General features: G+C 51.5%; 14 protein-coding genes and 1 pseudogene. 7 read left to right on the top strand and 8 right to left on the bottom strand.

The annotated features are described in order from the left end of the window. Positions 1 to 121 precede the first annotated feature (121 nt). A complete protein-coding gene (locus AB8809_RS16205; RefSeq protein ID WP_349854971.1) occupies positions 122 to 1,828 on the top strand; it encodes a hypothetical protein in 1,707 nt (568 codons plus the stop codon). Between the two features lie 247 nt (positions 1,829 to 2,075). Further along, positions 2,076 to 3,074 (top strand): 6-phosphogluconolactonase, encoded by a 999-nt coding sequence (gene pgl, locus AB8809_RS16200; RefSeq protein ID WP_349854969.1) that lies wholly within the window; start codon positions 2,076 to 2,078, stop codon positions 3,072 to 3,074. A gap of 36 nt (positions 3,075 to 3,110) precedes the next feature. On the opposite strand, the pseudogene AB8809_RS16195 reads toward pgl, so the two are convergent. The 7 genes and pseudogenes from AB8809_RS16195 to metG form a co-directional block, all read right to left on the bottom strand. Beyond that, a pseudogene (locus tag AB8809_RS16195) lies at positions 3,111 to 4,376 on the bottom strand (esterase-like activity of phytase family protein); the annotation flags it as partial. Positions 4,377 to 4,618: 242 nt separating this feature from the next. Beyond that, entirely contained in the window at positions 4,619 to 5,869 is a 1,251-nt protein-coding gene (locus AB8809_RS16190; RefSeq protein WP_015839557.1) for an LVIVD repeat-containing protein, read from the bottom strand. 15 nt (positions 5,870 to 5,884) lie between these two features. Further along, the gene (locus AB8809_RS16185) at positions 5,885 to 6,961 is read right to left on the bottom strand and encodes a sugar ABC transporter substrate-binding protein (protein WP_349854965.1); all 1,077 of its coding nucleotides are present in this window, start codon (positions 6,959 to 6,961) and stop codon (positions 5,885 to 5,887) included. A gap of 284 nt (positions 6,962 to 7,245) precedes the next feature. After that, positions 7,246 to 7,881, bottom strand: coding sequence for a formate dehydrogenase-N subunit gamma (gene fdnI / locus AB8809_RS16180; protein ID WP_015839559.1), 636 nt, complete (start codon positions 7,879 to 7,881; stop codon positions 7,246 to 7,248). Next, positions 7,874 to 8,782 (bottom strand): formate dehydrogenase subunit beta, encoded by a 909-nt coding sequence (gene fdxH / locus AB8809_RS16175; RefSeq protein ID WP_180778402.1) that lies wholly within the window; start codon positions 8,780 to 8,782, stop codon positions 7,874 to 7,876. Before fdxH ends, fdnI begins: the two co-directional genes overlap by 8 nt. A gap of 12 nt (positions 8,783 to 8,794) precedes the next feature. Then, positions 8,795 to 11,842, bottom strand: a complete 3,048-nt coding sequence (gene fdnG / locus AB8809_RS16170; protein WP_225181259.1) for a formate dehydrogenase-N subunit alpha — start codon at positions 11,840 to 11,842, stop codon at positions 8,795 to 8,797. A gap of 280 nt (positions 11,843 to 12,122) precedes the next feature. Then, positions 12,123 to 14,153 (bottom strand): methionine--tRNA ligase, encoded by a 2,031-nt coding sequence (metG, locus tag AB8809_RS16165; RefSeq protein ID WP_349854962.1) that lies wholly within the window; start codon positions 14,151 to 14,153, stop codon positions 12,123 to 12,125. Positions 14,154 to 14,375: 222 nt separating this feature from the next. Here metG and apbC point away from each other — a divergent pair, with 222 nt between their 5' ends. The 5 genes from apbC (at position 14,376) to dcuC (ending at position 20,647) form a co-directional block, all read left to right on the top strand. After that, on the top strand, positions 14,376 to 15,485 hold the full coding sequence (gene apbC, locus AB8809_RS16160; RefSeq protein ID WP_015839563.1) for an iron-sulfur cluster carrier protein ApbC: 1,110 nt from the start codon (positions 14,376 to 14,378) through the stop codon (positions 15,483 to 15,485). Between the two features lie 175 nt (positions 15,486 to 15,660). After that, entirely contained in the window at positions 15,661 to 16,302 is a 642-nt protein-coding gene (udk, locus tag AB8809_RS16155; RefSeq protein ID WP_015839564.1) for a uridine kinase, read from the top strand. Positions 16,303 to 16,550: 248 nt separating this feature from the next. Next, positions 16,551 to 17,132: a dCTP deaminase gene (dcd, locus tag AB8809_RS16150; protein ID WP_015839565.1), complete on the top strand. Its 582-nt coding sequence runs from the start codon at positions 16,551 to 16,553 to the stop codon at positions 17,130 to 17,132. 63 nt (positions 17,133 to 17,195) lie between these two features. Further along, positions 17,196 to 19,031 carry an outer membrane assembly protein AsmA gene (gene asmA / locus AB8809_RS16145; protein ID WP_349854959.1) on the top strand — a complete coding sequence of 612 codons (1,836 nt, stop codon included), beginning with the start codon at positions 17,196 to 17,198 and terminating at the stop codon, positions 19,029 to 19,031. Positions 19,032 to 19,294: 263 nt separating this feature from the next. Next, positions 19,295 to 20,647, top strand: coding sequence for an anaerobic C4-dicarboxylate transporter DcuC (dcuC, locus tag AB8809_RS16140; protein ID WP_015839567.1), 1,353 nt, complete (start codon positions 19,295 to 19,297; stop codon positions 20,645 to 20,647). 76 nt (positions 20,648 to 20,723) lie between these two features. Here dcuC and AB8809_RS16135 read toward each other — a convergent pair whose 3' ends face one another. Continuing rightward, positions 20,724 to 22,310, bottom strand: a complete 1,587-nt coding sequence (locus tag AB8809_RS16135) for a TerC family protein (protein ID WP_300997574.1) — start codon at positions 22,308 to 22,310, stop codon at positions 20,724 to 20,726. Between the last annotated feature and the right edge of the window lie 605 nt (positions 22,311 to 22,915).

Here is a 22,915-nt window from a genome sequence, read left to right as displayed (position 1 = left end):
GCATACACAGGTTTTAAACTCGTTTTGTGTATGGAAAAACGTTGGATCGTTATTATCGGCCCGCTAATTAAATTCAACGGGCTATTAAATTTAATGGTCCTTATAAATCCAGGGGCTAATGATGTCAGGTCACGTTACAGCAAATGATTTACCACCGATTAAGGAATTGGATGAGTTCACGTCTCATATTCCTGAACTCCAAACAGATACATCTGTTTTAGCGGGCACCGGCGGCCCCGCAAATTATCAGGCAAGTGCGTTAGCGAACCGGACAAAATATTTAAAACGTGCTCTGGATTCGGTGAGTCAGGAATTAATTGAAATTGATCAATCGCTAGCCGCAGCACAGCAATCTGCTGATGAGGCAAAACAGGGCGCTGACGCATCGATGAAAATAGCCGCGAACGGCTCAGATATCGTTAACCCGGCTGCGTTTCGTTCAAGTATTGGTCTGAGCAATGCAATGCTGCGTGGGGATCTTGGCTGGGGGAACAAGGCTAAGAATATCGGGAGCAATGTTAATCTGTTCGACTATTTTACTCGCGACAGGCCCGCAGACGTTTACTGGGTTAACCAGACCGGAATCAACCGCCCACCTGATTTTGTTGACTGCGTTCTTCTATGGAATCCTATCGAGCATGATGATTTTTACGGTTGCTTGCTGGCTATCAGTTTTACTACTGGCGGTGCAAAGACGGCAACGATCGGTGTCGCTAATGGTGTGTGGGAAACGTCATGGAATATCGGCTGGGACACCCGAAACTTGTCTCCCGTTACAGCAAATACCAATCAGGTCATTCACGCATTAAAAACCTATATGTCTAATTGGGCGTCACTGATTTTGATGCCTGAAGCGCTGGGTCAACCCAGCTATTTACAAGGCAATAATTTCGACGGTTCAACGCGTTGGACTCTCGGCTATCAGGATATAAACACCGATCATCTGACATTACGCAACAACAAAGCAGGGGTTGCGATGACGATGCACGCAGATCGTAACATCTATGCCTCCTGCAATGACTTCGTGCTGACAGATGCTAAGGGGTTTGTGAAGAATAGCGGGGCTGGCGCCGTGCTTGGCAACATTACCGCCGTGCTCAACTACTATGCGTCAGAACAAAGCATGGGGTCTACCAAAGATGAGACTGGAAACGTATGGCGCACGCATATATCTGCGCGCCATCGTGGGGGTAATGGCAATCAGGAACCGACCGCCGATAGCCAAAATTTCGGTTTTGCTATTGTCGACGACAATATGACATCAGCGTATTACCAGATAAACGTCGTCAAACAGGTTGCTGGTGCCTGGCAACAAGCAGTGGGACTGTACCACACGGGGAACACAACCGCAGACGCCAATGGGTTTCTTAAGGTCGCTTCGCCGGTGGTGAAATTGTTCGGTACTGGAACGTCTGAGCTCAATACAGAGAGTGAAGGGGTAGTCACAACGCGCATTGATCAAGGTGTATACCGGATTTCGGGCTGTCTCGGCCTTAACGCCGATCTGGCTTGGGGAGGGCTTGAAGGGGGAATTGTTGGTCCGCGTTGTCGCAACGGGCTTGAGCGCCTTTGGGTTGATTATGATGTTGAGCAGGACGGCTCTATTGTTATCCACACGTATCACCGCACTCACCCGAATGCGATGCTGTTCGCACGCAATGAACGTGATGGCTACGCCGAAGGCGATCCGATTGATATCCCTGCTGACACATTCCTGAGTATCCGCGTACAGATGCCGGCACGCGAGACCGCGCATTACGTACCGCTTGTGACGCCTTCTGTCAGGCACAGTAATGTGTATTGCAACACCTTATCCCCGACAAAATAAGACTTAATGGCCGCTCAACGCGGCCTTTTCATTACTGTTGCATCATGTGTGTCCGTTAGCTCAACCAATCATTACTTAAATCAGCCATTGCTTAAATCAATAGTAGCCTTGCGATGTCTCTGTAGAATAGAGTGATTGGTCATTTATGGTATACCGTGCGTCAGGTTGAGCAAGTTTGTTATCCGTTCAATGAACCGCTTTTAAGCCTTCCTGAGCCGCCACATTCGCGTGAAATAAGGAGAATACGATGCAGCAAGTTGTTTATGTCGCCAGCCCGGAAAGCCAGCAGATCCACGTTTGGCAACTCGGTGCTCAGGGTAATCTGACATTATTGCAAACCGTTGATGTCCCAGGACAGGTTCAGCCGATGGTGATCGCACCGAACAAGCGCCACCTGTATGTTGGTGTTCGTCCTGATTTCAGGGTTCTGAGCTATCGTATTGATGAACAGGGTAAATTGACGGAGGCGGGTGTGGCGTCTTTACCGGGCAGCCCGACACACCTGTCTACCGATAACGACGGACGTTTCCTGTTCAGCGCGTCTTACAGCGGCGCTTGTGTTAGCGTTAGCCCGATTGGTGCGGATGGCATCGTCGGCGAGCCGATTCAGCAACTGGACGGACTGGAAGGGTGTCACTCTACCAATATTGATCCAACCAACCGCGTTGTGTGGGCACCGTGCCTGAAAGAAGACCGTATCCGTCTGTACGATCTGGGTGCGACGGGCAAATTGAGCGTACACCGTCAGGCCGAAATGACGACGGTCGCGGGGGCTGGTCCACGCCATATGGCTTTCCACCCCAATCAGCGTTTTGCCTATTGCGTGAATGAACTGGACAGCTCGGTAGACGTGTACCAGTTGGATGCAGCCAGTGGTGAGTTGGAGAAAGTACAAACGCTGGATGCCATGCCAGCGGGCTTCAGTGACACGCGCTGGGCGGCAGATATTCACATTACGCCGAATGGCCGCTTCCTGTACATCAGCGATCGTACTGCCAGCCTGTTGAGCGTTTTCCTGGTGTCTGAAGACGGCAGCACGCTAACGCTGACCGGTCATCAGCCGACTGAGACGCAGCCGCGCGGTTTCAATATCGACAACACCGGTGAGTTCCTGATTTCAGCAGGGCAGAAATCTCAGCACATTGAGGTGTATCACATCGATCAGAACACGGGCGATCTGCAACCGCTGGCGCGTTACGCCGTCGGTCAGGGGCCAATGTGGGTGTCGGTGCTGGCGCTGGATTAAGTTGGTATGCTCCCCTATGAAGGGGAGCATAATGGCTTACTGGGTAAGAAAATCCTTCACATCTAGCAAGATAAACTCATTATCATCTGCCTCGTTGGGCTGACGGCTGGATGAGAATGGGAAGTTATTGTCATTGCCAACAATGATATGGTGATCATCAACAACATCGACATTTTCGATCGTCATAAACGGGAAGGTGAATACACCTTCTGTCAGCGGCTTACGTGCCAGGTGTTTGGGATCTTGAATGTTCATGAGGTCGAGGTAATCTGATTTATCGACAGGTTTACCAACATTGTCATCAGAGAATCCCACTTTGTAGATTCGCTTAAAGCGAGCTGGTGCACTGAAACAGTCCGTCGTCGTGGCACCTGCCTGACAGGCTTTGTCCATTGTACCTTCGTTGCTGTCACGTTCGATGATTAACCCCTGTCGATCGTCAATCATGTTGAAATCACCGATCGCGTTCTGGTTATCTTCCAGCACGTATTGCCAGCTACGACCTGTCCAGATTTGTTTTTTAACATCAAACTCCAGAACGCGCAGGTAACGTTTACCCGCGATATTTTCATACTCTTGGCGTGCGCTGTCCCATAATGCACCTTCCAGCAGTGGGTACAGTTTTGAACCATCTTTTGAGACCGCCATGCCTTCAAAGCCTTTCGAGCGAGACACCTGAAAGCTCGGCTTGCCGTCTGGCGTGCCGGGAGAGGGCTGTGTTGCATTATCCGGCGATTTCACTATCTTGCCATCAACGTAGGTATCGAAAACCGCTTGTACTTTTCCTGTCAGGTCCGCTTTGATGAGATAAGGACCGAACTCCTCACCAACCCATAAGCTGCCATCTGCAAACTGAAAACTTTCCGGGTCGAAGTCGGCACCGGTAAGATAGCGCTTGTCTGTGCTTTCGTTGACGATATGGAACGGCACTCGTTTATCGGGGTCGTGCAGGAATACCGTTTCCAGCCGACTCGCGGTATTGTTCTTAAAATCCATTTGGTAGTGATTCAGGTACAAAAGTGAATCGGGAGAATTCGCTTTGGTGCCATAACCGTTGTCTGTCAGCACCCAATAGGTGCCATCAGGCATATGTTTGATGCCAGAATGGCCTTGCAGCGGTTGCCCTTCAACGGGAAGCGCAAGCCCCGTTAGTCGATCCGCAGATTTTGCTGGCACGCTGTTTAGTGCCGTGACGCGTGAACCCGTCGTGTATTTACCGCTGACTTTCATGTCTGCTGGGGCATCATTGGGCGCGGGGATAAAAGATTTTGCGGGCATAACTATGTGGCCTGCCAGTTCAGCCGTCGAGGCGGTAGTTGCCGATGTTTGCGTGGCGAATGAATGATTCAATCCCAGAAGTGTGAAAAGTGCCAGCGTTGGCCAACGGAGGGGGAAACGGTGATACGTTCTCATTACGATTCCTTTTGGGTCATGGTGAATAAGCCGTAAGGTTAGTCACTATAGAAATCGACAATGACAGCAGTATGAAAACAGGCGCGACATCCTGATGCCGCGCGCAGGGGAAGAAGATAATGAGAGGGCGCTTAGCCTCGGTATTCGATAATCGACAAACCCGCGTTGTAGTCCGTGCTATAGATGATGCCGTCGGCATCCACAAACACATCACAAGACTGAATAATCTGCGGCCTGCCGGGACGTTTATCGACCATGCTGGCTGGCGCAGCAGGCACCAGTGCACCGGTTTCTTTCGGCTGATATGGATTACTGATGTCGTAAGCCCGCACGCCCGCATTTTGATACGTGGCGAAGATCAATGACGAACTGATGAAGCTGCCGGGCCGGTTTTCATGCAGGTTATGTGGGCCAAAGTGTGCGCCTTTCTTCACATAGTCTGCCTCTTTCGGCTGCGGGAAGGTGGCGATGCTCACCGGATTACTCGGTTCGCGAATATCGAACACCCAAATCAATTTCTCGCCATCTTCCTGATTATCCAATACCGCTTCATCCAACACGATCAGCAGATCGCGATCCGGCAGCGGTAGCGCGGTATGGGTGCCGCCGCCAAACGGTGGGCTCCAGTTACGGTGGCTGATGAGCTGTGGATTAGTGCGATCGCTCACGTCCAGTAGCGTCAGCCCGCCATCGCGCCAGCTTCCATAAGCGGTATCGCCACTGATGATGGCGTGGTGAAGGGCGTAACGCTTACCTTCCGGCCAGCTTGCGCGTTCTCCACCAGCTGTATGCATGCCGGGTAGCCAGTAACGACCGGCAACTTCCGGGCGCTGTGGGTCAGCCAGATCGATAGTCAAAAAGATGTAGTCACTGTAGCCATCGAGCAGCGCGGAGACATAGGCCCAGCGTCCACCCACATACCAGATGCGGTGAATTCCGATACCGTCCAGCGGCAGGAAGCTGATTTCACGCGGTTTATCCGGCGTTGAAATATCAAAAATCCGTAATCCGGCGCTCCAGCTTTTGCCCTGCTGTTTGGTACTGACCGTATCGGCGACGGAGCGAGTGTAATAGACCTTTTCCTCGGCGAAGCTGGCATCTGCAAACAAATCGCGCGCGTTGACGACAAGCAGCAGGTCATCGTGCGTTTGCAGGTGGATATTCCAGGTACCGGGCGGGGCGGCAATAAACCCCGCTGGCCTTGGGTTTTTGGCATCGCGCACATCCACAATCGACACACCTTGTGAAACCATATGCCCGATGTAAGCGTAGCCGCGATGAACCATCACCTGCACACCATCGGGTCTGCCGCCCTGATCGCTGTGTCCAATCAGCCGCATATTGCGGCTGTAATCGGGGGTGGGCAGAGGAGTCGATGCCATAACGTTATCTCCGTATTATTTCGCCTGTTTGGCTTCCAGTGTAGCAAACCACGGTGCGATAAAATCATCCGTGTGGCCCCAGCCTGGGATGATTTTTGCCAATCCCGCGACGTTGACGGCACCCGCCTGGCTGGCTAGCAGCGCCTGCGGAATCGCCGCAGCGCGGAATTCGTAGGTGGCAGGCGTAGGCTCACCGGCTATCTTGTTGGCAACCAGACGCAGGTTAACTTTACCGATCAGTTTTGGATCGACGGCCACGCTGACTTTCCACGGGCTGCTCGCTTCGCGCATCAGCTGTAAATCCTGATTGGAGATGTCGATGCTGTACAGTTTGATTTCTGTCCGGCCGTTTTCTTTCAAAGCCTTATAAGCGCCCTGGCTGAAAGCATCCCACGATCCCCAGATCGCATCGATTTTGCCTTTCGGGTATTTCGCCAGCACTGCGCCGACTTTGTTGGCGGTATCGCCCTGTACGTCAGAGGACACGGCACCAATCGATTCCAGTTCCTTGATGCCGGGGTTAGCTTTCAGGATCTGTTGATAGGCGAGCTGGCGGCGTTCCATCGGCGGGAAGCCAGCAACCCACAGTTTGATAATATTGGCTTTGCCGTTGAAATCCTTCACCAGTTGGCCGAGTGATTCGTTAGTCAGTGAGGCATCGTCCTGCTGGGTGACGGTCACGCCCGGAATTTCGCCGTTCACGGCGGTATCAAACACGGAGACGGCAATACCGCTGTCGACGATGCGTTTAATCAAATCGGTAGAGTAGGGATCGCGACCCTGTGACAGGATGATGCCGTCATATTTCTGGCTAATAGCCTGATTCACGAAATCCTGAAAACGGGCGTCATCGCCGTTACTCAGGAAGGTACTGACCTTGAAGCCCAGCTTTTTACCTTCTTCGAGAACGCCGGAAACAAACTGTGTGGTGTTGTCGTCCGATCCCAGATTGCGGATAACGGCGATGCGAACCGGGCCGCTATGATTGGCAATAGCAGCCGGAACGGGAGCAATAGTGGCGCTCTGATTGGCCAGTGCCGGTAATGCGGTCAGTAAGCTCAGTGCAAGCAGGGCAGGCGTAAATTTCTTCATTATCAGCTCCGTGGCGTTTTATAAATGGATCTTGTGTTGACGATAGTGTGTTGTGTCGATGGCAGTATTGTTATGTTTTCTGCGTCACTACTTTATAGCTGTCTTTATGTCTGGATGTCTATTTAAAAATAATACTGCATCATAGCCATTGAGCGATAGTCGGGAAAGCGGGGAGCGTTATGACGTTTGGATGTAAGTTATAACGATTTGTGCTGACTACGGATAAAAGAAAAATGCCCGCGAGGCGGGCATTTGAGGAGGTGATTAAATGAAAAGAACGTGAATTATTTCTTCGCTTCTTTCTCTTCCATTTCACGTGCCCAGCGTGGGTGGTGTTTACGCGCCCAGCGTTTGGAAACTTTGCCTTCAATCATCCCTTTGATCGATCCTTTGACCCAGAACGCCATGTACATATGGATCAGGATGGCATGGATGAGGACGATAGCCGCAGCAGCGTGAATCAGAATAGCGTAGCGCACGATATCAATCGGAAACAGGTGGGCAAAATAGGGGCGCCACATGATAACCCCGGTGATCAGCAGTACCAGCGTCAGCCCCATGATGCTCCAGAACATCATCTTCTGACCTGGGTTATATTTACCCACCTCAGCCACTTCATGCTCATTGCCTTTTAATACCTCAACAATATTGAGGAACCACGGCAGATCGCGTTTCTTCGGGATGTTATGACTAACAAACCGGAAAAACATCGGGATCAGACAGATGACGATCAGCACGCCAAAAAACGGGTGCAAAATACGCCCCATTTGTGGCGTACCAAACGTCTGCGTCAGCCATTGCAGGGTTGGGAAGAACAAAGCAATACCAGAGAGCGCGACCAGGAAAAAGCTAATCACCACAATCCAGTGACAGATGCGATCGATAAACTTGGTGCGCAAAATCATTTGTGGCTTACTCATGTTTGTCTCCCCCTTCTTTGTCTTCTCCCTCATGTTCATGATCCATTTCCTCAGTGTTCGGACCGACACCGACGTAGTGGAACATTAACCCGGCGAACGTGGCGACAAACCCTAACGCGGACAGCGGTTTCAGAATGCCTTTCCACAGATTGACCGGCGTGGAAATCTGCGGGTTATCTGGCAGATTGTGATAGAGCGATGGTCTGTCTGCGTGGTGCAGAACATACATCACATGTGTACCGCCCACGCCCTGCGGATCGTAGAGGCCTGCGTTTTCATAACCACGGCTTTTCAGATCGGTGATGCGTTCTTCCGCCAGATGCTTCATTTCGTCTTTCGTACCGAAACGAATGGCGCCGGTCGGACAGGTTTTCACACAGGCCGGTTCTTGCCCAACGCTGACTCTGTCGACGCACAACGTACATTTATAGACGCGATTATCTTCTTTGTTCAGACGTGGAATATTGAACGGGCAACCGGCGATACAATAGCCGCAGCCGATACAATTCTCGGACTGAAAATCAACGATACCATTGGCATACTGAATGACGGCACCAGCGGAAGGACAGGCTTTCAGACAGCCCGGATCGCTACAGTGCATACAGCCATCTTTACGGATCAGCCATTCCAGACGGTCGTTCTCTTCCACTTCGGAAAATCGCATCAGCGTCCAGGATTTGGCGCTCAGATCCGCCGGGTTATCATAAACCCCGAGGTTATGGCCGACTTCATCACGAATGTCGTTCCACTCTGAACAGGCCACCTGACAAGCTTTACAGCCGATACAGGTGGTGACATCGATCAGTTTTGCCACTTCGCTTTTGTCATTACGCACATGCGGAGGCGGTGTAAAGCCGTTGGTGGCCGAACGTTTAATAATATCTTGTGATTGCATTGACATAGTTGGCTACCCTTACACCTTCTCTACATTAACCAAAAACGCTTTGTACTCAGGCGTTTGTGAATTAGCGTCACCGACGCTCGGGGTGAGTGTGTTAGCCAGGAACCCTTTACGGGTGGTTCCCTCAAAGCCCCAGTGGCAAGGGATACCAACGGTTTCCACGCTGTGTCCGGCAATTTCCAGCGTTTTGATTCGCTTGGTGACCACTGCTTTGGCTTTGATGTAGCCACGCTGGCAGGAAACTTTGATTTCATCGCCTGCTTTAATGCCTTTGCTTTTCGCCAGATTTTCACCGATCTCGACAAACTGTTCCGGCTGCACAATGGCGTTCAAACGTGCGTGTTTTGTCCAGTGACGGAACAATTCGGTAATCGAGTATGTCGTCGCCACGTAAGGGAAGTCCTTCGCGGTGCCCATGGTTTTCGCATCGCGTTCAAACAAACGCGCCGCCGGGCTGGACACCACCGATGGATGCAGTGGGTTAGTACCGATAGGCGATTCGATCGGTTCGTAGTGCTCAGGGAACGGCCCATCTACCAGTTTGTCTACGGAGAACAGACGTGCCAGACCTTCCGGCAGCATGATGAACGGCCCGGTGTCTTTGCCCGGCGGGACGGTCGCGGCGAAGTCAGGTACATCAATGCCTTGCCATCTCTGACCGGTCCATTCCAGCAATTTACGCTTGCTGTCCCACGGTTTCCCTTGCAGGTCGGCAGACGCGCGGTTGTAGAGAATGCGGCGGTTTTGCGGCCAACACCATGACCAGTTCGGCGTGCAGCCGAGACCCGCATCGGCGTTGTCGCGTTTATCCATCTGGTTGCCCGCTTCTGTCCAGCTACCGGCATAGATCCAGCAGAAGCTGGATGTGGAGCCGTCATCGCGCAGTTGCGAGAAATCAGCAACCTGTTGGCCTTTTTTCAGGATCAGCTTGCCGCTGTCGTCGTAGATGTCCGCCAGCGCCATGCCGTTGGCTTCGCGGGCGATCTCTTCCGGCGTTGGGTCTTCTGGGTCTTTATAGTTCCAGTTGATGTTCATCAACGGGTCGGGGTAGGCGCCGCCTTCTTCTTTATACAGCTCACGCAGGCGCATCAGCAGTTTACCGAGGATTTTACCGTCGTGATGGGCTTCACCTGGTGGCTCAGCCGCCGCCCAGTGCCATTGCAGCCAGCGGCCGGAGTTGGCGATCGACCCATTCTCTTCAGCAAAGCAGGAAGAGGGCAGACGGAAGACCTCAGTCTGAATGGATTTCGTATCTACGTCGTTGAATTCGCCATAATTCTGCCAGAATGTAGACGTTTCCGTGACCAGTGGATCGATGATGACCATGTACTTGAGCTTGGAGAGTGCTTCGGTCGCTTTATTCTTGTTGGAGAACGCGGCAACGGGGTTAAAGCCCTGAACGATGTAGCCGTTCATTTTGCCTTCCACCATCAGCTCGGTTTGCACCATGACATCGTAGCTACGATCCCACTTCGGCAACCAGTCATAACCCCAGTTATTCGCTGCCTGCGCGTTGTCACCGTAGAAGCTCTTCATCATGCTGATAAAGAATTTTGGCGTATTTTTCCAATAGTTAACTTGATCTGGCAGCAGCGCCGTTGGCGTGATTTGACCCAGATAAGTTTTCAGATCCGGCTGTTTTTCTGACGGCAACGGCATATAGCCCGGCAGATTTAACGACAGCAGGCCAAGGTCGGTATAGCCCTGAATGTTAGAGTGACCGCGCAGTGCGTTGATACCGCCACCTGCCATACCGATGTTGCCAAGTAACAGTTGGATCATGGCCGCTGAGCGAATGATCTGTGCACCGTTGGTGTGGTGCGTCCAGCCCAGTGCGTACATGAAGGTTGCGGTTTTATTCGGCACACAGGTTTCGGCGAGCGTGCGGCAGATCGTTTCATAATCTTTGGCTGAAGTACCGCATAGCGATGTCACCATTTCCGGCGTATAGCGGGAAACGTGTTTTTTCAGCAGATTCCAGACGCAGCGTGGGTGGGACAGTGTGGTATCCCGTTTGGCGAAGCCGGATTCATCGAGCTCATACTGCCAGCTGGATTTATCATATTGACGTTTTTGTTCGTCGTAGCCGCTGAACAAACCTTCGTCAAAACTGAAATCTTCTCGTACGATCAGGCTAGCGCTGGTGTAAGACACCACGTATTCATGATGAATTTTATCGTGTGTAATAAGGTAGTTAACAATACCTAGCAGAAAGGCGGCGTCTGACCCAGCGCGAATAGGCGCGTAGAGATCGGCAACGGCCGCGGAGCGGTTAAAACGCGGATCGACAACGATCAGTTTCGCATTATTGTGCGTTTTCGCTTCAACGGCCCATTTGAAACCGACCGGGTGTGCTTCTGCCGGGTTGCCGCCCATGACGATGATGACGTTGGCGTTTTTGATATCAACCCAGTTGTTGGTCATGGCGCCACGACCGAATGTCGGTGCCAGCGCGGCGACGGTTGGGCCGTGACACAGGCGAGCCTGACAGTCGATGGCGACCATGCCGAGAGAGCGGGCAAATTTCTGGTCGAGAATGCCGGTTTCGTTGCTGGCAGCAGAAGAGCACAACATACCAGTGGTCAGCCAGCGGTTGACCGTTTCGCCTTTGGCATTGGTTCGTTGGAAGTTGGCGTCGCGGTCAGCTTTCATCAGGCGCGCGATGCGTTCGATCGCGTCTTCCCAGCTGATTCGTTGCCATTTGTCTGAGCCTGGCGCACGGTATTCAGGATAGAGCAGGCGGTTTTCACTGTGAATGTAGTCGACCAGACCCGCACCTTTCGGGCAAAGGGAGCCACGGCTGACTGGATGGTCCGCATCACCTTCGATATGAAAAACGGAAGGTTTTGCGTTCTTGGCGCCATCGCCCAGGCTATACATGAGCACACCGCAGCCGACCGAACAGTATGTGCAGTTGTTACGCGTCTCTTTTGCGCGTAACAGTTTATATTGACGCACTGATGCCATTGCTTCCGTGGGTGTAAAGCCCAATACCGCGAGAGTGGTTCCAGCCATCCCCCCCGCGCAAACTTTAAAGAAACCTCGTCTATTCAGTTGCATTAGTTTCCCTGTGTAATTATGTGTCATTTTTGTTGCGAGCAATTTAACAACACATAAGATGTGGGCTTTGCGCAAAATCAAAATTTAAGTATTTAAACCCCCATTACACCTATAAAGAGGTATATTTTTTATTCGTTATATAGTGTAATACATAACGATTTTGTTATTTCATGGTTACAAACTATGCGGATCGGCGAGTCGGTCGGCAGGAAATACGCGGGGATTTGTGGCGAAATTGTTGCAAAAAAAAGCCGGATAAGAATCCGGCTTGATGTGATGATTATTTGACCTGCATGCCCGGTTGGGCGCCGCTGTCTGGGCTTAGCAGGAAAATATCTTTCCCGCCCGGACCCGCAGCCATCACCATCCCTTCTGATATGCCGAAGCGCATTTTACGCGGTGCCAGATTGGCGACCATGACGGTTAAACGGCCTTCCAGCTTAGCCGGATCGGGATAGGCTTCACGAATGCCGGAGAAGACCTGACGAGTTTCGCCGCCCAGATCCAACGTCAAACGTAATAGCTTGTCAGAACCGTCAACCAATTCAGCTTGCTTAATCAAGGCGATACGCATATCGACCTTGGCAAAATCGTCAAAGTTAATGGTGTCCTGCACTGGGTTGTCCGCCAGCGGACCAGACACGACTTTTGGCGTCGTGACCATGTCTTCTTTAGACGCGTCAACCATGGCGTTGACTTTATCCAGATCGATGCGGTTGAACAGCGCTTTGAATGGGCTTACCTGATGGTTCAACAGCGGGGTAGTGATGGCGTCCCAGCTCAGTTCCGTGTTCAAAAATGCTTCTGTCCGCTGTGCCAGCGATGGCAGTACCGGCTTCAGGTATGTCATTAACACGCGGAACAGGTTGATACCCATTGAGCAAATAGCCTGTAGATCGGCATCCCGACCTTCTGCTTTCGCCACAACCCACGGCGCTTGTTCATCAACATAGCGGTTGGCGATATCCGCCAGCGCCATGATTTCACGAATGGCACGGCCGGATTCACGGCTGCTATAGGCTTCCGCAATGCTGGCGGCAGCGTCGGTGAAGGTTTTGTACAGTTCGGCATCGGCCAGTGTGTCCGCCAGTTTGCCGTCAAAACGCTTGTTAATGAAACCGGCATTGCGCGATGCCAGATTGACGACCTTGTTAACGATGTCGGCATTCACGCGCTGCACGAAATCTTCCAGATTAAGATCGATGTCATCAATGCGAGAAGACAGTTTTGCCGCGTAGTAATAACGCAGGCAATCGGCATCCAGATGCTGCAGGTACGTTCCTGCTTTAATGAAGGTGCCGCGCGATTTAGACATCTTAGCGCCGTTGACCGTGACGTAGCCGTGCACGAACAGGTTCGTCGGTTTACGGAAACCGCTACCTTCCAACATCGCCGGCCAGAACAGGCTGTGGAAATAAACGATGTCTTTACCGATGAAGTGATACAAATCGGCGTCTGAATCTTTCTTCCAGAAATCATCAAAATTCAGGTCGCTACGTCTGTCACACAGATTTTTGAACGACCCCATGTAACCGATTGGCGCATCGAGCCAGACATAAAAATATTTGCCCGGCGCATCAGGAATTTCAAAACCGAAATATGGCGCGTCGCGGGTAATGTCCCACTGTTGCAGACCAGAATCGAACCACTCCTGCATCTTGTTGGCGACTTGCTCCTGCAATGCGCCAGAGCGTGTCCAGGCTTGCAACATCTCGCTGAACGCGGGCAAATCGAAGAAAAAGTGCTCGGTGTCACGCATCTCTGGCGTGGCACCAGATACCACTGACTTCGGTTCGATCAGCTCAGTCGGGCTGTAGGTCGCACCGCAGACTTCGCAGTTATCGCCGTATTGGTCGGCAGCCTTACATTTCGGGCAGGTGCCTTTAACGAAACGATCCGGCAGGAACATGCCTTTCTCTGGGTCATACAGCTGAGAAATCGTGCGGTTTTTAATAAAGCCGTTCTCTTTCAGACGACCATAAATCAGACCAGACAGCTCGCGGTTCTCTTCACTATGCGTGGAGTGGTAGTTGTCATAGCTGATATTGAAGCCAGCAAAGTCCTGCTGATGCTCCTGACTCATCGCCGCAATCATCTCTTCCGGCGCAATACCCATCTGCTGTGCTTTCAGCATGATTGGCGTGCCGTGGGCGTCGTCCGCACAGATAAAGTGAACCTGGTTGCCGCGCATTCGCTGGTAACGAACCCAAATATCAGCCTGAATATGTTCAAGCATATGACCGAGGTGAATCGAACCATTAGCGTAAGGCAGCGCGCACGTTACCAGGATTTTCTTTGCGACTTGAGTCATGAGGAACTTGCTTTCTTTTGTGAATAGAGGGAGATCGATGTTAACCGATAGCGCCTTGCTGCGTAAACCGCTGGCGTGAGTAAAACGGCAGGAAACCATATGGCAGATTTTAATTTGCGTAGTGTTTCCACGTTTTTAACGCCGAAGGGCGTCAGGCTTCCCTCGCTCTGGTATGCTATATACGGTCTCAACGGTCAAATATGAGAATTTCAAGGAGCCGGAATGAACGCGACAGTCCCCGAACAACGTCCTGAAGCACTGCGTGCGATGGTCACCGGGGTTTTATCTACTTTTCAGCACCCGACACTGAAAAATAACCTGACGACACTGAATGCGCTGCGTCATTGTGCGCTGCTGGATAACGTGTTGCATATCGAACTGACAATGCCGTTTGTCTGGCTGAGTGGATTAGCAGTATTAAAAGAAACGGTTAGCGATGAGTTATTACGTTTATCAGGTGCAAAGGCCGTCGAATGGCGCTTAACACATGATATCGCTACGCTGCGTCGGGTTAACGATCAGGCTGGTGTGAAGGGCGTTAAAAACATCATTGCCGTCAGTTCCGGGAAAGGCGGGGTCGGCAAATCGAGTACGGCGGTCAACATGGCGCTAGCGCTGGCGGCTGAAGGCGCAAATGTGGGCATTCTGGATGCCGATATCTATGGTCCTTCTATTCCGACTATGCTGGGTTCGGCCAGTGAACGCCCAACCTCGCCGGACGGCCAACATATGGCGCCGATTATTGCGCACGGCCTGGCAACTAACTCTATTGGTTATCTGGTAACGGACGATAACGCCATGGTGTGGCGTGGGCCGATGGCAAGCAAAGCGTTATTGCAATTGCTGCAGGATACGCTCTGGCCGGATCTGGATTATCTGGTATTAGATATGCCGCCGGGTACGGGCGATATCCAACTGACGCTGGCGCAGAATATTCCTGTCACCGGTGCCGTCGTTGTGACGACGCCGCAGGATATCGCTCTGATGGATGCCATGAAGGGCATCGCGATGTTTGAAAAAGTCAGCGTGCCAGTACTGGGCATCGTTGAGAATATGAGCGTACACATCTGTAGCAACTGCGGTCATCTGGAGCCGATCTTCGGTACGGGCGGCGCGCAGAAGCTGGCGGAGAAATACCACTGTTCCCTGTTAGGCCAGCTTCCGCTGCACATCTCCCTGCGTGAAGATCTTGACCGCGGTGAACCGACGGTCGTCAGCCAGCCGGACAGTGAATTCACTTCTCTGTACCGTGAACTGGCGGGGCAGGTTGCCGCTCAGCTCTACTGGCAGGGCTCTGTTATTCCCAGCGAAATTTCTTTCCGCGCGCTGTAGCCCGCTATAAGGCCGGGATCTGTCCCGGCTTGACCCTGCGCCAGTCCCCGCTTCTCTGGGGCGCAATACGCGGAAAGGGTGGCGTGACGGGGGCTAACTCCCTATAATTGCGGCGTAAAAGCGCCTATTGGCGCATTCCCCTCTCTTTATTTATGTTAATCAGGTCGTTAATACCATGACTGATCAGTCTCACCAGTGTGTCATCATCGGGATCTCGGGAGCGTCCGCTTCGGGTAAAAGTCTTATTTCCAGCACCTTGTATCGGGAATTACGCGATCAGGTCGGCGATCAGCATATCGGGGTGATATCTGAAGACAGTTATTATAAAGATCAAAGCCACCTGACGATGGAAGAGCGGGTTAAAACCAACTATGACCACCCGAGCTCAATGGATCACAGCCTGTTGCTGAAACATTTGCAGATGCTGAAAGCAGGTCAGGCGATTGAAGTTCCACAGTACAGCTATGTCGAACACACCCGCAAGCAGGAAACGGTGCATATTGAACTGAAAAAGGTCATTATCCTGGAAGGTATCCTGCTGTTGACGGATGCACGTCTGCGCGATGAGATGAATTTCTCTATTTTTGTCGATACGCCGCTGGATATTTGCCTGCTGCGTCGCATGCGCCGCGACGTGAATGAGCGCGGTCGTTCAATGGATTCCGTGATGGAACAGTATCAGAAGACCGTGCGCCCAATGTTCCTGCAATTCATTGAACCATCTAAGCAATACGCCGACATTATTGTGCCGCGCGGCGGGAAAAACCGTATTGCGATTGATATTTTGAAAGCCAAGATAAGCCAGTTCTTTGAATAATATGTCCGAATCATTCAGGCTGCATGACCGAACGTTAATGTTTTAAACAAGGCCAGCAGCGTGAAGTATGACGGAGATATGTCCTAAATAATTCGAGTTGCGTGAAGATGGCAACCGAGCGAATCCCCAGGAGCTTACTCAGGTAAGTGACTGGGGTGAGTAAGGGCAGCCAACGCACAAGCAGCTTGAAGTATGACGGAGATAGATGAGGTTTATCTGATAGATACCGGTGTCGAATGGAGAATAAGATGAGACTGTGTGACCGTGACATTGAAGCCTGGCTGGATGATGGCCGACTGGTGATTACGCCCCGTCCGCCTACTGAGAGAATCTCTGGCGCGACGGTTGATGTTCGCCTGGGAAATCAGTTTCGCGTCTTCCGCGGACACACTGCGCCTTTCATTGATTTAAGCGGCCCGAAGGATGAGGTCAGCGCGGCGCTCGATCGCGTCATGAGTGATGAAATCAATTTACCGGAAGGCGAAGCGTTCTTCCTGCACCCGGGAGAGCTAGCGCTGGCGGTGACGTTGGAATCAGTGACGCTGCCGGATGATTTGGTCGGCTGGCTGGATGGTCGTTCTTCACTGGCACGTCTGGGATTGATGGTTCACGTTACCGCGCACCGTATTGATCCAGGTTGGCAAGGAAGAATTGTGTTGGAGTTCTATAATTCAGGTAAGTTGCCGCTGGCATTACGTCCCGGCATGATGATTGGCGCTCTGAGTTTTGAACCACTTTCTGGGCCGGCGGCTCGTCCATACAACCGCCGTCAGGATGCCAAGTATAAAGATCAACAGGGTGCGGTAGCGAGCCGGATCGATAAAGACTGAGCGTCTGGCGACAGGCTTGTAAGGTAAAAAGCAGGTGGCCGTGCGTTTCACAATGAGGATGGCATGAGAAGATTTCTGACGACGCTGGCAATACTGCTTGTCGTGCTGGTAGCAGGAATGACGGCTCTGGTCGTACTGGTTAACCCGAATGACTTCCGCGCCTACATGGTGAAGCAGGTTGAGGAACGTAGCGGCTATCGTCTCCAGTTGGACGGCGATCTGCGCTGGCACGTTTGGCCGCAACTGAGCATATTATCCGGCGGAATGTCATTAAGCGCGCCGGGTTCCAGTGCGCCTATTGTTAGCGCGGAGAACATGCGCCTTGATGTGCAACTGTGGCCATTGCTGTCGCACAAGCTTGCGGTCAAGCAGGTGATGCTGAAAGGGGCGATTATTCGCCTGACGCCGGAAAGTGAAGCCAAACAGGCCAATAATGCCCCCATTGCCCCTGCGGGATCGCAAGCGCCATCTGAAGAGCGTCGCTGGCGGCTGGATATCGATAAGATAAAAGTCGCCGATAGCCTGTTGATTCTGCAACGCAGTAATAATGAGCAGATTAATGTTCGCGATATTAATCTTGCTATGGAGCAGAACAGCGACCGTCAGGTCAACATCGAATTATCAAGCCGTATCAATCGCGATCAGCGCGATATTGCTTTCTCCCTTGCCGCAGATGTCGATTTGCTGCATTTCCCTCAACAGGTCAATGCCAATATCACCAAACTGGATTTCCAGCTTCAGGGGGCAGAAATACCGCCAGGCGGTATCAGTGGAACGGGGAGCGTTCAGGCCAGTTATCAACAGCAGCCTGAAAAAATCACGTTTAGCCAGCTTTCACTTAATACCAATAATAGCCAGTTATCGGGAGCGGGTAGCGTGACGCTGGGTGATATCCCACATTACGATTTGGCTCTGTTGTCTGAGAAGCTGGATTTGGATTCCCTGCTGGGAATCGAGGTAGTAAAGGGAAACAGCACGTCCAAGGCACCAGTTAAATCATCCACTCCCGTCATTTCGAATGAAAGTGGATTAACCAAGCCAGAAAGCGCCTTACAAGCATTCACGGCGCGTCTGTCGTTGCAGGCCGCAACGATGATCTACCGTGGGCTTGATGTCCGCCAGTTTACGCTACGGGCAGAGAATCAGCCGGGGTCGCTGGATATTACGACATTGAGTGGTGAACTGGGCAGTGGGCATTTCTCATTACCCGGTAAAGTTGTGACGAAGCCATCAACCAACATCACGTTACGGCCAGAACTCAAGGACGTTGAGCTGTCCCAGCTGATGTCCGCATTTGCGCTGCCCGCCGAGACGGTCAGCGGAAAATTGTCGATGGCAGGGCAGTTCAGCGGAAACAGCTTTTCGCTACCTGCGTTGCTCCAACAGTGGCAGGGAACGGCGACGCTGCAGGCTAATAGCGTCCGCCTACAGGGTTTGAATATTCAGCAAATGGTGCAGATGGCTGTCGCGCGTAGTAATGGCAATGTGCGAGGGCAAGAGCGCTACGAACGTTACACTGAGCTGCAACAGTTGACGGGAAAAGCCCAACTGAATGCGGGTAAGTTACGTCTTACCGATCTCAATGGCCGTTCAGAGCTGCTGTCACTCAGCGGTGTTGGACAATTCGATTTGCCCGCTCAGACATGTGATGTCAATGTGAATGTCTCTATCACGCAAGGATGGCAGGGCGATGAGCAACTGGTCAGCGTGCTGAAAAATACGGCGATCCCATTACGCGTCTATGGCGAGTGGGATAAATTAAATTATCAGCTACAGGTAGACCAACTGCTGCGTAAACGCCTACAGGACGAGCTGAAGAAACGTCTGAATGACTGGGCCAGCCAAAATCAGCAAAGCCAAAAGGGCAAAGATCTGAAGCAACTTCTCGATCGCCTTTAATTTTCTAACACACCGTGCTTTAGTCGGTTTGCTGATTCCTGTCAGCAAACCGGCAGCTTCTCACCAATCTTTTCCTCTGGTTTGTCATCCTCCTCAAAACGGGCTTTGTGCTCGGTGTCTCTTTTTTAATGCTGCATATTAATATTTTTCTCTTTTTTTATTTTCTAAAGCAGTAAACTTCGCTCCCTATTTTTGGTGCGGCATGACTCCGCTGCCGGGGAATGTCTGTCAGATAACTTATTACTCAGGTATCGAAACCCATTATGCTCGAACTTTTGATTGGTGTTGCTGTAACGATTCTGGTTGGTCGTTACATTATAAAAGGGTACTCCGCGACTGGCGTGTTGCTGGTGGGGGGCCTATTACTATTGGCAATCAGTGCCATGCTGGGGAAAAATGTATTGCCAGCCAGCGCGAAAGCGACAGGTTGGAGTGCAACGGACATTGTTGAATACGTAAAAATTTTGCTGATGAGCCGCGGTGGCGATCTCGGCATGATGATTATGGTGCTGTGTGGTTTTGCCGCTTATATGACGCACATTGGTGCCAATGATGTGGTCGTTAAGCTGGTTTCCCGCCCGCTGAAAATGATTAACTCGCCTTATTTACTGATGATTGCCGCCTATTTTGTCGCCTGTCTGATGTCGCTGGCGGTGTCATCGGCAACCGGGCTGGGGGTGTTGTTAATGGCAACGCTGTTCCCCGTCATGGTGAATGTCGGCATTAGCCGTGGAGCCGCTGCCGCAATCTGTGCATCCCCTGTGGCGCTGATCCTGTCGCCGACCTCAGGCGATGTGGTGTTGGCAGCTCAGGCATCGCAGATGAAATTAGTGGATTTCGCCTTTAAGGCCACGCTACCTATTTCGATCATTGCGATCGTGTGCATGGCCGTCGCACATTTCTTCTGGCAGCGCCATCTGGACAACAAAGCGAATGTCAGCCATGAGATTCTGGACGTCAGCGAAATCAAGACAGATGCCCCGCGTTTTTACGCCATTCTGCCGTTTACGCCGATTATTGGAGTACTGGTCTTTGATGGTAAATGGGGACCGGAACTCCACATCATCACCGTGCTGGTGATTTGTATGGTGCTGGCCGCGGTGCTGGAATTTGTTCGCTCGTTCAATGCGCAAAAAGTATTTGATGGACTGGACGTCGCTTATCGCGGGATGGCCGATGCCTTCTCTAGCGTGGTCATACTGCTGGTCGCGGCTGGTGTTTTTGCTCAAGGGTTGGGCACTATTGGCTTTATCAGCGGCCTGATTGGCCTTGCGCAGTCGTTTGGCAGCGGTGGGTTGGTGATTATGCTGGTGCTGGTTGCCATCACGATGCTGGCAGCGATGACGACTGGTTCGGGCAATGCTCCGTTCTATGCGTTTGTTGAGCTGATTCCAAAACTAGCGTCGCAAATGGGTATCAATCCTGCCTATCTGGCTATTCCGATGCTTCAGGCTTCCAATTTGGGCCGTACCATTTCTCCGGTATCCGGCGTGGTGGTGGCTGTTGCCGGGATGGCAAAAATATCACCGTTTGAGGTGGTGAAGCGCACATCGGTTCCTGTTCTGGTTGGACTGATTGTGGTGGTGGTTGCCACAGAAATTATGGTTCCTGCCTGATAGATAAATAGAAAACAGCCCCTAATCGAATAGAAAGGGGCTGTTGATAAACGCGGTATTTTATTTTACACCGCTATCACACTTCAAAATCAGTCTGTGGTTCGTCGTTTGGGGTGATACGAACCTCCATGATCCGATGGCTTTCCACCGCCAGGATAGTGAACTGATAGCGATCGATTGATAATGTATCGCCCACCTGTGGAACCCGCTGTGCGTGCTCCATCAACAGCCCCGCCAACGTATAGTATTCGCGCTTTTCATCCAGCATCAGCGGAACATACATCGTCAGATCTTCCAGCGGAATATAGCCATTTGCGGTCCAACTGCCGTCGTCATTTTGCTGAATACCGTGGCGCGCATCGCGATCTTCTCCTTCGCGCGGTAGGTTACCCGCAATGGTTTCCATCACGTCACTTAATGTGACGATCCCTTCCATCGAACCAAATTCATCAACGACGAACGCAAAATGCGTTCTTCCTTCTCTAAACTGTTCTAAAGCTTGCAAAAGCGAAAGTTGCTCAGGGAAAACCAGCGGCTGACGAATAAGAATTCGCAGATTAAACGGCTCACGGTTCAACTGCTGTTGTAGTAAATCAGCAACATATACGATCCCCAACGGCTCATCAGAGGTTTTGCTGTCGGTTACCACGAGCCGCGAGTGCTGATTGGTCGTTAGCAGTTTAGCGAGTGCTTCCTGTGTTATATCCAGCTCAACCGGCTCGATATCATGCCGAGACGTCATAATGCTGCTGATGGTTCGCTGCGCCAGTCCCAATACCCGTTTGATCATCCGGCGTTCCTGAAGGTTGAACACCTCCTGACCCGCCCGGGTGTTGTCTGCAATCATCGACGAGGTTTGGTTGTCCAGCTCAGCCTCTTCGTGGTTGCCGCGCAAAATACGCAAAACCACTTCCGCGGTACGCTGACGTAGCGGAACCGAAGAGGAAAGAAAGCGTCGGCGGTTAAACATGGAAACCTGATTAAACATCTCAATCAGCACTGAGAAGCCTATCGCAGCATAGAGATAACCTTTAGGAATGTGATAGCCAAAGGCATCCGCGACCAGACTGAAACCAATCATCAGCAGGAAGCTGAGACACAGGATGACGATGGTCGGATGTTCAGCGACAAAACGGGTCAGTGGTTTGCTAGCCAGCAGCATCAGGAAGATGGCAATGGTCACAGCGGACATCATTACCAGCAGATGATCGGTCATGCCGACGGCGGTAATCACGGAATCCAGTGAGAATATCGCATCCAGTACCACGATCTGCGCCACTACCGGCCAGAAACGTGCGCCTTTACGCTGGGCTTGCTGCTCCTCATCTTTCCCTTCGAGGCGTTCGTTGAGCTCCATGGTGGCTTTAAAGAGCAGGAATAGCCCGCCAACCAGCATGATGACATCACGAGCGCTGAATGTGTGCCCAAGGAGCGTGAAGAGGGGGGTAGTCAACGATACCAGCCAGGAAATAGACGCCAGCAAACATAGGCGCATAATCAGGGCAAGCAATAGACCGACGACTCTGGCTTTATCGCGTTGTTCTTTTGGTAGTTTCTCAGCCAGAATGGCGATGAAGATAAGGTTATCAATGCCCAGAACCAGCTCCAGGACAACCAGCGTGGCCAACCCGGCCCATATTGTTGGATCAGCGATCCACTCCATATCTATTTTTTCACCTTTAAATGAAGATAACCTCGATAGCGTATCAGGGCGGGCACAGATGAACCAGAATTTGCAGGGATATTCTTTTTTTGGCGAGTCCGATACGAGCGTCGGCGGCCTGTCTACCCGCGCTTTCTCCCACTTTTACACGGCAGTTAGCCTATATGAATGTTGTGTGACAAGTTATTTAAAACAGCGTGAAAAAGCAGCAATAAGCAAGATTTTCAGAATTATGAGCGGGATAGCTCGCGTTAGTGTTTGATAGTGTTGGTAGACAACGCATAGAATACCTATGCCAATTTAACAGGATTTTTACGACAGGGAGGCTAAGGTTTTTGCTATGATTTTTATCCGCAGCTTACCATCTCCTGCCAAAAAGGTTTTTAGGCTGTGAGGTCTCGGGAAAGCGAAGTGCGTAGTCTTATTCTGAAAAGCTCGTCCAGGAACATCTTACCCTTGTACTCTTCGCTTCGTCGTCAATACTATTGGGGTGAAAATTGGCGTTGTAGACTTAGCTATATTTTTATAAATAAATCTATTGATGAGTAATATTTTGTTAGCCATGTCAGTTAGCTAGCAAATTTATGAAGTATTTACATACAAGC

Origin of the sequence: Pectobacterium aroidearum (genome assembly GCF_041228105.1) — a bacterium.
In the GTDB taxonomy this organism is placed as follows: Bacteria; Pseudomonadota; Gammaproteobacteria; order Enterobacterales; family Enterobacteriaceae; genus Pectobacterium; species Pectobacterium aroidearum.
This window is presented reverse-complemented; position numbering and strand designations above follow the sequence as displayed.